This window comes from Marilutibacter spongiae (assembly GCF_014145325.1).
In the GTDB taxonomy this organism is placed as follows: domain Bacteria; phylum Pseudomonadota; class Gammaproteobacteria; order Xanthomonadales; family Xanthomonadaceae; genus Marilutibacter; species Marilutibacter spongiae.
This window is the reverse complement of the sequence record NZ_JACHTF010000017.1, coordinates 25818-38895: the sequence shown is the minus strand read 5'-3', so window position 1 is coordinate 38895 and position 13078 is coordinate 25818. Positions and strand designations below refer to the sequence as shown.

7 protein-coding genes and 1 riboswitch are annotated in these 13078 nt (G+C 69.6%); all 7 genes read left to right on the top strand.

All coding sequences use genetic code 11. From position 1 onward, the window contains the following. Positions 1-27: 27 nt before the first annotated feature. The 7 genes from H4F98_RS13920 (at position 28) to H4F98_RS13890 (ending at position 13012) form a co-directional block, all read left to right on the top strand. A complete protein-coding gene (locus H4F98_RS13920) occupies positions 28-1746 on the top strand; it encodes an N-acyl-D-amino-acid deacylase family protein (RefSeq protein WP_182688439.1) in 1719 nt (572 codons plus the stop codon). Between the two features lie 126 nt (positions 1747-1872). Then, positions 1873-4233, top strand: coding sequence for a TonB-dependent receptor (locus H4F98_RS13915; protein ID WP_182688438.1), 2361 nt, complete (start codon positions 1873-1875; stop codon positions 4231-4233). A 30-nt stretch (positions 4234-4263) separates the two neighbouring features. Further along, a complete protein-coding gene (locus H4F98_RS13910) occupies positions 4264-5322 on the top strand; it encodes an N-acetyltransferase DgcN family protein (protein WP_182688437.1) in 1059 nt (352 codons plus the stop codon). 58 nt (positions 5323-5380) lie between these two features. Beyond that, positions 5381-6499: a hypothetical protein gene (locus H4F98_RS13905; RefSeq protein ID WP_182688436.1), complete on the top strand. Its 1119-nt coding sequence runs from the start codon at positions 5381-5383 to the stop codon at positions 6497-6499. Between the two features lie 32 nt (positions 6500-6531). After that, positions 6532-8133, top strand: a complete 1602-nt coding sequence (locus H4F98_RS13900; RefSeq protein WP_246373224.1) for a serine hydrolase — start codon at positions 6532-6534, stop codon at positions 8131-8133. A gap of 60 nt (positions 8134-8193) precedes the next feature. Continuing rightward, positions 8194-8295: riboswitch (TPP riboswitch) on the top strand. 64 nt (positions 8296-8359) lie between these two features. Continuing rightward, positions 8360-10237, top strand: coding sequence for a phosphomethylpyrimidine synthase ThiC (gene thiC, locus H4F98_RS13895; RefSeq protein ID WP_182688435.1), 1878 nt, complete (start codon positions 8360-8362; stop codon positions 10235-10237). A 411-nt stretch (positions 10238-10648) separates the two neighbouring features. Further along, complete coding sequence (locus tag H4F98_RS13890; protein ID WP_182688434.1) at positions 10649-13012, top strand: winged helix-turn-helix domain-containing protein; 2364 nt, start codon at positions 10649-10651, stop codon at positions 13010-13012. Positions 13013-13078: the final 66 nt, after the last annotated feature.

Genomic DNA, 13078 nt, shown 5'->3' with positions numbered 1-13078 from the left:
ACCGCACCACGCCCGAGGAGTGCCGGCATGTCCCTTCGACCCTTGAGTCTCATCCTGCTCGCAGGCCTGGCCGGCTGCGCGGGCACGCGCGAGGCGGCCGACGCCGGCCCCTACGACCTGGTCATCCGCAACGGCGTCGTCTACGACGGCACCGGCGCGGCACCGCGGAACGTCGACCTGGCGATCCGCGGCGACCGCGTCGCCGCCTGGCTGCCGCCGGGCAGCCTCGTCGTCGCCACGCGCGAGGTAGACGCGCACGGCGAGGCGGTGGCACCGGGCTTCATCAACGTGCTCAGCTGGGCGGTGGAATCCCTGATCGCCGACGGTCGCGGCATGAGCGACATCACGCAGGGCGTGACCCTGGAGATCTTCGGCGAGGGCTGGTCCATGGGCCCCTACACCGAGGCGATGAAGGCCGACGCAGTCGCCCAGCAGGGCGACATCCACTATCCGGTCGCATGGACCACGTTGGGCGGCTATCTCGACCACCTGGTCGAGAAGGGCGTCTCGCCGAACGTCGCCTCCTTCGTCGGCGCCACCACCGTGCGCATCCACGAGCTGGGCGAAGACGACGTCGACCCCGATCCGGCGCAGCTCGCGCGCATGCAGGACGTCGTGCGCGACGCGATGGCCGAAGGCGCGCTGGGCGTCGGCGCCTCGCTGATCTACCCGCCGGCCACCTTCGCCGAAACGCCGGAACTGGCCGCGCTGGCGCAGGCGGCCGCCGAATCCGGCGGCGGCTACGTGGCGCACATGCGCAGCGAGGCCGACCGTTTCCTGGAAGCGCTGGACGAGACGATCGGCATCGGCCGTGCGACGGGCGAGCATGCCGAGGCCTACCACCTGAAAGCGGCGGGCGAGCAGAACTGGCCGAAGATGGCCGAGGCGATCGCGAGGATCGAGGCCGCGCGCGCCGAGGGCGTCGACGTCGCCGCCGACATGTACGCCTATACCGCCGGCGCGACCGGCTTGACCGCTGGCCTGCCGCCCTGGGTGCAGGCCGGTGGGCAGGACGCGATGATCGAGCGCCTGCGCGATCCGGCGATCCGAGAGCGCGTCGCCGCGGAGATGCGCGATCCCGACGCTGGCTGGGAGAACATCCGCCTGCTCGCAGGCTCGGACGATCGCGTGTTGCTGATCGGCTTCAACAGCGACACGCTCAAGCCACTCACCGGTCGCAGCCTCGCCGGGGTTGCCCGCGAGCGCGGTACCTCGCCCGAGGAGACGGTCATGGACCTGATCGTCGAGGATGGTTCGCGCGTGGGCGCGGCCTACTTCCTGATGAGCGAACCCAATGTCGAGCTGGGCCTGTCCCAGCCCTGGGTCAGCCTGGGCTCGGACGCCGAGGCCTCCGCGCCGGAGGGCGTGTTCTTGAAGTCGAGTACGCATCCGCGCGCCTACGGCAACTTCGCGCGCTTCCTGGGTCACTACGCGCGCGACCGCAAGCTCATGCCCCTCGAGCAGGCCGTCCACAGGCTCACCGGTTTGCCGGCGGCGAACTGGAAGCTGCGCGACCGTGGCTGCCTAGCGGTGGGCTGCCATGCCGACGTCGTCGTCTTCGATCCGGCCACGATCGCCGATACCGCCACGTTCGAGGCGCCGATGCAGTACGCCGTCGGCGTGAGGCACGTGTTCGTCAACGGCGAGCAGGTGCTGCACGACGGCGAGCATACCGGTGCGACCCCGGGCCGGGTGGTGCGCGGGCCCGGCTGGACCGGTTGGGGACAGTCGGACGAAAGGCGTTGACAATTTTCCAAATGGGCTAAATAGTCCTATTGGGGATTTAATTTTCTAATCAGGCGAACGGATGGGCGGCCACGCACCCGCGATGCCGCCATCGCACCGGACCCGAACCCTTCCTGGAGGAGTCGAATGAACATGTCGAAGCCCACGCCGGCCCTGCGCCGTACGCCCCTGGTCGGTGCCGTTGCCTGTGCGCTGGCACTGGCCGCCGCCACGCCCGCCATCGCGCAGGAGGCCGGGACGCCCGAAGCGCCGGCCGATGCAACGGCACCGGCCGCGCCGCAACGGGCGGTCGACCTGGACACGGTCATGGTCACGGCCAACAAGCGCGTGGAGAACATCCGCGAAGTGCCCTCGGCCATCAGCGTGATCGGCGGGGCGCGGATCGAGCAGGCCAGCGCGACCCAGCTCAGCGACTACTCCGACTACGTGCCCGGCCTGAACGTGTCCGCCGGCGGCACCCCGGGCAAGACGACGGTGAGCATGCGCGGCATCGCGCCGCTGTCCTCGGGCTCGACCGTGGGCACCTATATCGACGAGACGCCGGTCGGCTCGAGCGGCCTGTACCAGGCGGCGACGATCCTCGCGCTCGACCTGCTGCCCTACGACATCGACCGCGTCGAGGTCCAGCGCGGCCCGCAGGGCACCCTGTACGGCGCCGGTTCGATGGGTGGCCTGCTCAAGTACGTGACGGTGGCGCCGGATACGACCGCCACCGAGTTCCGCATCGGCGGCGGCCTGTCCAGCGTCGGCGACGGCGGCACCGGCCACAACGTGCGCTTCGGCGCCAACCTGCCGCTGGTGCGCGACAGCCTGGCGCTGCGCCTGAGCTACTCGCGCAATGATGCGCCGGGCTACATCGACAACGCGGTGGACGGCGAAGAGGACATCAACGACGTCCTGCAGACCAGCGCGCGTGCGGCGCTGATGTGGCAGGGCGAACGCGCCAGCCTGAAGCTGAGCGCGATGCGCCAGACCATCGACAGCGACAACAACGCGTTCACCGCGCTCGACCCCGCCGATGGTTCGCCGCTCGACGGCGACCTGGAGAACCGGGTCTGGGTGGACGAGGTCTTCCGCAAGGACATCGACTACTACGCCGCGACCCTGGAGGTCGACTTCGGCTGGGCGGACTTCACCTCCGCGACCGGCTACTCGGAGACCGACACGCTGCGTCGCCAGGACACCACGGTCGCCTACGGCAACTTCGCCGACCTGGCGCTGGGCCTGCCCGAGGGCGGCAGCTCCTACTTCGACAACGGGCTGCAGCTGGACAAGTTCACCCAGGAGTTCCGCCTGACCTCCAAGGCCGGCTCGCCGCTGGAATGGATGCTGGGCGTGTTCCACACCAAGGAGGAGGGCGGCAACAGCCAGCTGATCACGCTCAACCAGCTCGACGGCAGCCCGCTGCCTGCGCCCTACGACGACATCGCCGGCACCCTGGCCCTGCTCTACCTGCCGACCGACTACAAGGAAACCGCGGTCTTCGCCAACGCCAGCTACGCCTTCACCGATCGCTTCAAGCTGGGCGCCGGCGTGCGCTACGCCGAGAACGACCAGACCTTCAGCCAGAACGTGGTCGGCGGCATCCTGTTGCCGCTGGGCGAGTCGCCCAACGGCTCCAGCGAGGACGTGTTCACCTGGAGCGTGACCCCGCAATACAAGCTGGGCGACGACAGCATGCTGTACGGCAAGGTCGCCACCGGCTACCAGCCCGGCGGCCCCAACGTGCTGCTGCCAGGCGTGCCGGCCTCGGTCGACTCCTCGACGCTGACCAGCTACGAGCTCGGCCTCAAGTCCGGGTTCGCCGACAACCGCCTGCTGATCGACCTGGCGGCATACAAGATCGACTGGGAAGACATCCAGGTGGTGGCCACCTTCAACGGGGCCTCGGGCCTGGTCAACGGCGGCACGGCGACCAGCCAGGGCCTGGAGTTCGCGGCGCAGTACCGTCCCACCGCCGACTTCCACCTCGGCTTCAACGCGGCCTACACCGACGCCGACCTGACCCAGGACTTCCCGACCCTGGTGATCCCGTCGCCGCCCTACGTGGTCCAGGTCAACTCCGGCCTGAAGGGCGACCGCATGCCCTACGTGCCGAAGTATTCGTTCTCGACCACGGCCGACTACTACTTCGACGTCGGCGACAACTGGCAGGGTGCCCTCGGCGCGGGGCTTCGCTGGATCGACGATCGCGTCGGCGGCACCACCGAGCGCCAGGTCATCACCACCGACACCACGCCGCCCACGGTGCTCGACACCACGATCACCCCGCCGCTCGAGCTCGACAGCTACTACTCGCTCGACCTGCATGCCTCGCTGAGCAATGCCAACTGGTCGTTCCGCGCCTACGTCAAGAACGCGACCGACCAGCGCGGCTACACCTCGATCTCGAGCAACGACAACCAGGTCACCGGCGCGACGGCCAGCTGGCTGGCCGCGCCGATCCTTCCGCGGACCTTCGGCATCGAGGTGGACTACCGGTTCTAGCCCGCGGACACGGATGCCGGAGCGCAACGCATGACAGCCATGCCCATCGAACACGCCCCCCGGGCCGCGACGCAGTTGTCGCTGCCCGGCCCCTACCTGCTGTTCCTCGGCGACACCACCGAACCGGGTTACGCCAAGACCGCGTTCGGCCTGCGCGACTGGGCGCCCGACCGTTGCATCGGCGAGCATGCCCTGGCGGGTGGCTCGGTGAGCACCGGCCTGCCCGCCATGACGCCGGCGCACGCGCATGCCCGTGGCGCGCGCGCGATGGTCATCGGTGTCGCCAACGCCGGCGGCTTCATCCCGTCGCACTGGGTCGCCGCGCTGGTGGAAGGCCTGGAGGCGGGTCTCGACATCGTCAGCGGCATGCATGCGCGCCTGCGCGACATCCCGGCGCTGCGCGAGGCGGCCGATCGGATGGGGCGCCAGTTGATCGACGTCCGCCAGCCACCCGCGGCCATCCCGGTGGCCAGCGGCCGGCGACGCAGCGGCAAGCGCCTGCTGACGATCGGCACGGATTGCGCACTCGGCAAGAAATACACGGCGCTCGCCCTGGCCGGCGCGTTCCGGGAGCGCGGCGTCGACGCGGATTTCCGGGCGACCGGACAGACCGGCATCCTGATCGCCGGCGGCGGCATGCCGATGGACGCGGTGGTGTCGGACTTCGCCGCCGGAGCGGCGGAACTGCTGTCGCCCGCGGCCGCGCCCGGCCACTGGGACGTCGTCGAAGGGCAGGGCTCGCTGTTCCATCCCGCCTACGCCGGCGTCTCGTTGGCGTTGTTGCATGGCAGCCAGCCCGATGTGCTGGTGGTTTGCCACCAGGCAGGGCGCAAGGCCATGCTCGGCTATCCCGGCCATGCCGTGCCAACGATCGAGGAGACCATCTGCATGGCGATCCGCCTGGGCCAGCGCACCAACCCCGCGATCCGCTGTGCGGGCGTCAGCCTGAACACCGCGCACCTCGACGCGGACGCCGCCGCGCGACTGCTGGAGGACGAGGCGAGGCGGCTGGATTGCCCGGTCGCCGACCCGATGCGCGGGGGCGAGGCGTTCGAGCGGCTCGTCGCCGAGTGCCTGGCGCCGGCATGAGGCCCGGGCGGCGCATCCGGGCAAGGCAGGGCGCGTGCTGGCGGGTCGAGGCAGGGTCGTGAGCGGTCGCTCGACCTGGTTCCAGCGTTACCTGCTGCCGGGCCTGGCGTTCAAGTCGGTCGTCATTGGCGGTGGCTACGCGACCGGGCGAGAGCTCGCCGAGTTCTTCATGCCCAGCGGGCCTTGGGGCGGCGTCGAGGGGATGCTGCTGGCGATGCTGATCTGGAGCCTGGTGTGCGCGGCGACCTTCATGTTCGCCCAGGCCACCCGCTCGTTCGAATACCAGCGCTTCTTCCGCACCTTGCTGGGGCCGCTCTGGGGCCTGTTCGAAGCCGCCTACGTGCTGTTCCTGGTATTGATCCTCGCGGTGTTCGGCGCGGCGGCCGGCGCGATCGTGCAGGCCATGACCGGCGCGCCGCTGATCGTGGGCACGCTGTGCCTGATGGCCGGCACGGGCATCGTGGCCGCGTTCGGCAATGGCGCGGTGGAGCGCCTGTTCAAGTGGGCGTCGCTGTTCCTCTACAGCGTGTATGCGCTGTTCCTGGTGTTCTCGTTCAGTACCTTCGGCGACCGCATCCTCTCCGGCTTCGAGCCTGAGGTCGCGACCACGGGCTGGGCCCTGGGTGGCCTCACCTACGCCGGCTACAACATCGTCGGCGCGGTGATCGTGCTGCCGGTCGCGCGCCACTTCCTCTCGCGGCGCGACGCCTTGGTCGCGGGCGTGCTGGCCGGTCCGCTGGCCATGCTGCCGGCTCTGCTGTTCTTCGTCTGCATGGTCGCGTGGTACCCGTCCATCGCCACCGAGACGCTGCCGTCGGACTACATGCTGCGGCAGCTCGGGCGGCCGTGGTTCCACCTGCTGTTCCAGGCCATGATCTTCCTGGCCCTGCTCGAGAGCGGGGTCGGCGCCGTGCATGCCATCAACGAACGCGTGTCGGCGGCCTGGCGCGCGCGGCGACAGTCGGGCCTGCCCGTGCAGGCGCGCCTGCTGATCGCGACGGTGCTGCTGGTCGGCTCGATCTTCATCGCCGACCGCTTCGGCCTGGTGGCACTGATCGCCCAAGGCTACCGGGCGCTGTCCTGGCTGTTCCTGCTGGTCTACGTATTGCCGCTGCTGACGCTGGGCGGCGCCTGGTTGTGGCGCCACCGCTCGGCGCCGGCCACGGCCGTGCCCTGACCCCATCCCAACGCCCGACCAAGGAGATCCCGATGCTTCGCACCTGTTCCTTCCGACTGTTCGCCATGGGCATGGGAGCACTGCTGGCGGGCACCGCGGGCGCGGCACCGCCGGACGACCTGGATGCGCGCGTGGAGGCGGCGATGAAGGCGCATGGCGTGCCGGGCATGGCCGTCTCGATCGTCGAGGGCGGCGAGAACGTGGTCGCCCGGGGCTACGGCGTGCGCCGCCTGGGCGGGAACCAGCCCGTGGACCCCGACACGCTGTTCGTGATCGGCTCGACCACCAAGGCCTTCACGGCGGCGGCGCTCGCGCTGCTGGTGGACGAAGGGCGCATCGGCTGGGACGACAAGGTCATCGACCACCTGCCCGGCTTCCAGATGTACGACCCCTGGGTGACGCGCGAGATCACCGTGCGCGACCTGCTCGTGCACCGCAGCGGGCTGGGCCTGGGCGCGGGCGACCTGATGTTCGTGCCGCGCACCTCGCGGAGCCGGCGTGACATCGTCGATGCCCTGCGCCACATCAAGCCCGCCAGCAGCTTTCGCAGCGGCTACGCGTACGACAACGTGCTCTACGTGGTCGCCGGGCAGCTGATCGAGGCGGTGAGCGGCCAGTCGTGGGAGGCGTTCGTCCGCGAACACGTGCTGCGGCCGGCGGGCATGGATGCCTCGACCACCGATGTCGCCGACCTGCTGGCCAATCCCGACCGCGCCCAGCCGCACGCTCGCATCGATGGCCGCATCCGCGGCATCGGCAAGCAGGAGATGCTCGACGAGACCGCCGGGCTGCCGCAGGTGATCGCGCCGGCCGGGCTTCTGGCATCTAACGCTCGCGACATGGGGCGCTGGCTGGCCATCCAGCTCGGTCATGGGGCCTTGCCCGGAGGCGGCGAGGGCGGCACGCGCCTCTTCAGCGAAGACGCCTCGCGCGAAATGTGGACGCCGCAGGTGCACGTGCCGATCCAGCAGGCCCCCGCGCCCATCGCGGAAACGACGCCGCAGTTCTCCAGCTACGCCCTGGGCTGGGGCGTGCAGGACTACCGCGGGGTGAAGATCATCGAGCACGGCGGTGCGGTGCTGGGCATGCAGTCGATGGTGGTGCTGGTGCCCAGCCTCGACGTCGGCTTCGCCCTGCACATCAACTCCGAGGACGGCGTGGTCCTGAAGGGCCTGATGTACGAACTGCTCGACCATTACATGGGCCTGCCCGGGCGAGACTGGGTGGGCGACTTCGCCGCATTCAAGCAGGCGCGCGTCGACGCCGCGCTGGGCGCGCTGGATGCGATCGCCGCCCAGGACAAGGCCAAGGGCGCCGGCACCGGCAAGCCGGCCGCGCCGCTGCCGGTCTACGCCGGCCGCTACGCCGACCCATGGTACGGCCCCATCGCCGTCGAACTGGCGGACGGGCGCCTGAGGATGGACTTCGAACAGACGCCCGGCATGCGCGGCACGCTGACGCATGCGCGCTACGACACCTTCCGCGTCGACTGGGACGATGCGTCGATCGAACCGGCGTACGCCACCTTCGCGCTGGACGCGAAGGGTGAGGTCGAGCGGATCACCATGCAGGCGGTGTCGCCGCTGGCGGATTTCAGCTTCGACTACCAGGACCTGCTGTTCACGCCCGAATGAACCCCGTCGCCCGCGTGCCGCCGGGATTGGCCCCCGGCGGCCCGGGCATGTTCAAATAGCGGCCTGAAGCGGGGGTACCGGGGCCGGAAGGCCCGGGTTGAGACAGACCCTTCGAACCTGATGCGGTTGAGACCGCCGTAGGGAAGCTTCGCCGGCCCGGCCCTTGCCGCGTCCGACGCCGCCCGCTTCGTCCCTGCCCGCGAGGGCGCGCCATAGGACGAACATGATGAATGCGGTTCCCTCCCCGTTGCTCCAGCAGGCCGACGAACTGTCCGCCGACGTCGTCCGCCCGATCCCGGGCTCGCACAAGATCCACGTCCAGGGCTCGCGCCCGGACCTGAAGGTCCCCATGCGCGAGATCGTGCTGGAGCGCACGCCGACCATGTTCGGCGGCGAGGACAACGCCCCGCTCGCGGTCTACGACACCTCCGGGCCCTACACCGACGCCGACGCGCGGATCGACCTGGCCAGCGGTCTGGCGCCGCTGCGCGCGGAGTGGATCGCCGAGCGTGGCGATACCGAAGTGCTGCCCGGCCTGTCGTCCGAGTACGGGCGCAAGCGCGAGGCCGACCCGCGCCTCGACGCGGTGCGCTTCTGCAAGCGGCCCCTGCCGCGCCGCGCCGTGGCCGGCGCCAACGTCACCCAGATGCACTACGCGCGTCGTGGCATCGTCACCCCGGAGATGGAGTTCATCGCGATCCGCGAGAACCAGCGCATCGAGGCCATCCGCGAGGCGCACCTGCTCAACCAGCATCGCGGCGAGTCGTTCGGCGCGAACATCCAGGCCCTGATCACGCCCGAGTTCGTCCGCGACGAGGTCGCGCGCGGACGCGCGATCATCCCGTGCAACATCAACCACCCCGAGAGCGAGCCGATGGTCATCGGCCGCAACTTCCTGACCAAGGTCAATGCCAACATCGGCAACAGCGCGGTGTCGTCCGGCATCGCCGAGGAGGTCGAGAAGCTGGTGTGGTCGATCCGCTGGGGCGCGGACAACGTCATGGACCTGTCCACCGGCAAGCACATCCACGAGACCCGCGAGTGGATCATCCGCAACTCGCCGGTGCCGATCGGCACGGTGCCAATCTACCAGGCGCTGGAGAAGGTCGACGGCCAGGCCGAGGCGCTGACCTGGGAGATCTTCCGCGACACCCTGATCGAGCAGGCCGAGCAGGGCGTGGACTACTTCACCATCCATGCCGGCGTGCTGCTGCGTTACGTGCCGCTGACCGCGAAGCGCGTGACCGGCATCGTCTCGCGCGGCGGCTCGATCATGGCCAAGTGGTGCCTGGCGCACCATCGCGAAAGCTTCCTGTACGAACACTTCGAGGACATCTGCGAGATCATGAAGGCGTACGACGTCTCCTTCTCGCTGGGCGACGGCCTGCGCCCGGGTTCGATCGCGGACGCCAACGACGCCGCCCAGTTCGGCGAGCTGGAGACGCTGGGCGAACTGACGAAGATCGCCTGGAAGCACGACGTCCAGACCATGATCGAAGGGCCCGGGCACGTGCCCATGCAGTTGATCAAGGAAAACATGGACAAGCAGCTGCGCGAGTGCGGCGAGGCGCCGTTCTACACGCTCGGCCCGCTGACCACCGACATCGCGCCCGGCTACGACCACATCACCAGCGCGATCGGCGCGGCGATGATCGGCTGGTACGGCACCGCCATGCTCTGCTACGTGACGCCCAAGGAGCACCTGGGCCTGCCCAACAAGCACGACGTGCGCGAAGGCCTGATGGCCTACCGCATCGCCGCCCATGCCGCCGACCTCGCCAAGGGCCATCCGGGCGCGCAGGCGCGCGACAACGCGATGAGCAAGGCACGCTTCGAGTTCCGCTGGGAAGACCAGTTCAACCTGGGCCTGGACCCGGAGCGTGCGCGCGAATACCACGACGAGACCCTGCCCAAGGACGCGCACAAGTCCGCGCATTTCTGCTCGATGTGCGGACCCCATTTCTGCTCGATGAAGATCACCCAGGACGTGCGCGATTACGCCGCCGAACACGGGCTGGACGCAGAGGCGGCGCTGTCGGAGGGCATGGCCGAGAAAGCCGCCGAGTTCCGCCAGGCCGGCGCCGAGGTCTACCGGAAGGCCTGAAGACGCCCGGTGCAGGGCCCGGGACGCGTCCGCGACCGGGCCTTGCAGGCCAGGGGCAGGCGCGCCGGGAGCGCCAACGCCGGTGTACGTGCAGGCATTGCGGCCATCGGGGCCGCAATCTTGAAGGGGCGGCGGGCTCCTGGCTCTGCGTCAACCGTGTTCGGGGCCTCTCGCGCCACCCGACGCGGCCGGCTCTCAGGAACGCTCCGGAAGCTGAACAAAAAAAAGCGCCCGTAGGCGCGAATGATGAATCCTTGCGTAATGGGACTTCGGCGAGAGAGGGCCTGGTGCGGGTTCCTGCGGGGCAGGACTGCCCATCCACGTTAGAATCGCCGGCCGTGATCCGCTTGGCCACGCGCGGCGACGCAATTTGCCGAATCTGGTGGCTGGGCGCGCCCGACCTTTCGGCACATGCCGATCATGGCGGGTTACCACATGTTTGTCGGCCAGATGTCGAACCTGAGCACTCCTTCATTGCCTCCCCACGAACGCCTGCGCGTCGGCGAATGCATCGTCGACGTGCCGTTGCGCGAGGTGGTGGCGCCGGGCGCGCGTCGGCCCCGCCGCATCACCCCCAAGGCGATGGGCGTGCTGCGGGTGCTGGCCGACAGTCCGGGCAAGGTGGTCAGCCGGGACCAGTTGCTGGCCCAGGTATGGCCCGACACCCTGCCGGGCGACGACGTGGTGACCCAGGCGGTGACCCAGTTGCGCAAAGCCTTCGGTGAGCGGCGCGACAGCCCGGCGTACATCGAGACCATCGCCAAGTCCGGATACCGTTTGCTGGCCGAGACCGAGTGGCTGCCGGCCAGTCCGGGCGAGCACGCCGCCGCGCAGGCGCGCGATGGCGGGGCACACGTCGCGCGGGACGAGGCTCCCGAGCTGTTGCGCATGTCGGCTTCACGGCAGCCGTCGCGCTGGTGGCTGCGCGAACGCGTGGTCGTGGTCGCGGTGGCCGTCGTCGCCGCCCTCGCGCTCGCGTTCGTCCTGCTGGGCCGCACCAGCCGCGAGGAGGGGGCCGTGCTGGCATCCGAGCCCCACGCCCATGGCGAGATCATCGCCACGCCCCCGCGTCCCTATCGCCTGCTGAGCTCCGCACCGGGCTTCGAGTTGTCGCCGACCTTGTCTCCCGACGCCTCCATGGCCGCCTACGCCTCGACGCTGCCGAATCGTCGCGGCACGGTGATCCAGGTCCAGACCACCAACGGCTCGCAGCCACGGCAGATCAGCTTTCCGCCCGACGGCGTCTCGGATCGCGCACCCTCGTGGTCGCCGGACGGTCGCGAGATCGCGTATGTGCGCTACGGGCCCGGGAAGGCGTGCCAGGTGCTGGTGACCGCCGCCAGTGGCGGCGGCACCGAGCGCAACGTCGCCAACTGCAACGTCGACGACCTGGTGAGCTTCGACTGGACGCCCGACAGCCAGGGCATGGTCTTCGGCAGCATGCGCATGTCGACCGGCAGCAGCAGCCTGCGCCTGCTGCGCCTGGCCAGCGGCGAATGGTCCGCGCTGCCCGGCGTCGGCGACGGCATGTCGCTGGACTACGCGCCGCGCTATTCGCCCGATGGCGAGTGGATCGGGTTCATCCGAAACCCCCAGGTCGGCGACCTGTGGCGGGTGCGCGCCACGGGAGGCGAGGCCGAGCAGTTGACGAGCATCGGTGGCGAGTTCCGCGGCTGGGACTGGTTGCCCGACGGCAGCGGCATGGTGTTCGGCCGGCGCATCGACAGCGAGACCCGGCTCTACCAGGTGGATATCGCCAGCGGGACGATCCGCGACCTCGGCCTCGACGATGCGCAGAGCCCCAGCGTCGCCCGCCGCGCGGGGGTCATGGCGTTCGTGCGGCGCAGGCCGCAGTTCGGGCTGTTCATGGCGACCCGCAGCGATCAATCGCAGCCCATGCGGCGCGAGCACCTGTTCGCGTCCTCGGGCCGCGACACCCTGCCGTCGCTGGCGCCCGATGGACGCCAGCTGGTCTTCAGTTCCGATCGCTCCGGCCATTTCCACCTGTGGTGGGCGGACCTGGAGCAACCCAGCAGCCTGCGCCAGGTCGAGGGCATCCATCCGGCCACCCACAGCCGCCCCGAGTGGGCGTACGACAGTCGCCGGATGCTGGTCGTGGGCCACGACGACAACGGACGCGAAGGGGTGTACGAGGTGATCCCCACTCGTGGACAGGTCAGCTTCCTGCCGATGCCGGGGCCGGGCTTCCGGGTCATGCAGGCGATGTACCTGCCCGATCCCGGGCGGATGCTGATGACCGTGCGCGATGCGTCCGGCAAGCTGTGCCTGGTCCTGCTGGACCGGCAGGTTTCGCCGTGGAAGGTGATGGCGAAGATCGAGGGCGTCACCCTGGCCCGGGTGGACCGCGCCAACGAACGCATCCTGTTCACCCGGATCGCGGAAGATGGCCTCTGGGCGACCGATTTCGACCTCGACCTCGCGCGGGTGAAGCGGATCGACGCGCAGCGCCCGACCCGTTGGCGCTTCCAGGCCTGGACGGTGGCCGAGGACGGCAGCATCGACTACATCGAGCCGCAACCGGATTGCCTGAGCGGCCTGCGCACGATCGGCCTGGCGCCTGGCGTGGATCCGGGACCGATCCGCTGCCTCGATCCCGACCACCTCAGCGCCACCACCGGGTTCAGCGCATCCTCGCGGCAGGACCTGCTGATCTCGGCCCAGACCGTCGAGGATGGCACCGATATCGGCCTGATGGAGGTGCCCGAAGCCCCCGGCGAGGACGCTCGAATCGAGGTTCCGGGCTGGATCAAGTGATTGATACTGCGAAGAAAACCTCTTTCGTAATTTCTTCGTAAGCGACGTCGCAAGGACTTCGCAGAA

Bases quoted from the DNA above. Each gene is read 5' to 3' on its own strand.
- H4F98_RS13910 (WP_182688437.1), top strand. From the start codon at position 4,264: ATGACAGCCATGCCCATCGAACACGCCCCCCGGGCCGCGACGCAGTTG.
- H4F98_RS13890 (WP_182688434.1), top strand. From the start codon at position 10,649: ATGCCGATCATGGCGGGTTACCACATGTTTGTCGGCCAGATGTCGAAC.
- H4F98_RS13900 (WP_246373224.1), top strand. From the start codon at position 6,532: ATGCTTCGCACCTGTTCCTTCCGACTGTTCGCCATGGGCATGGGAGCA.
- thiC (WP_182688435.1), top strand. From the start codon at position 8,360: ATGAATGCGGTTCCCTCCCCGTTGCTCCAGCAGGCCGACGAACTGTCC.
- H4F98_RS13920 (WP_182688439.1), top strand. From the start codon at position 28: ATGTCCCTTCGACCCTTGAGTCTCATCCTGCTCGCAGGCCTGGCCGGC.
- H4F98_RS13915 (WP_182688438.1), top strand. From the start codon at position 1,873: ATGAACATGTCGAAGCCCACGCCGGCCCTGCGCCGTACGCCCCTGGTC.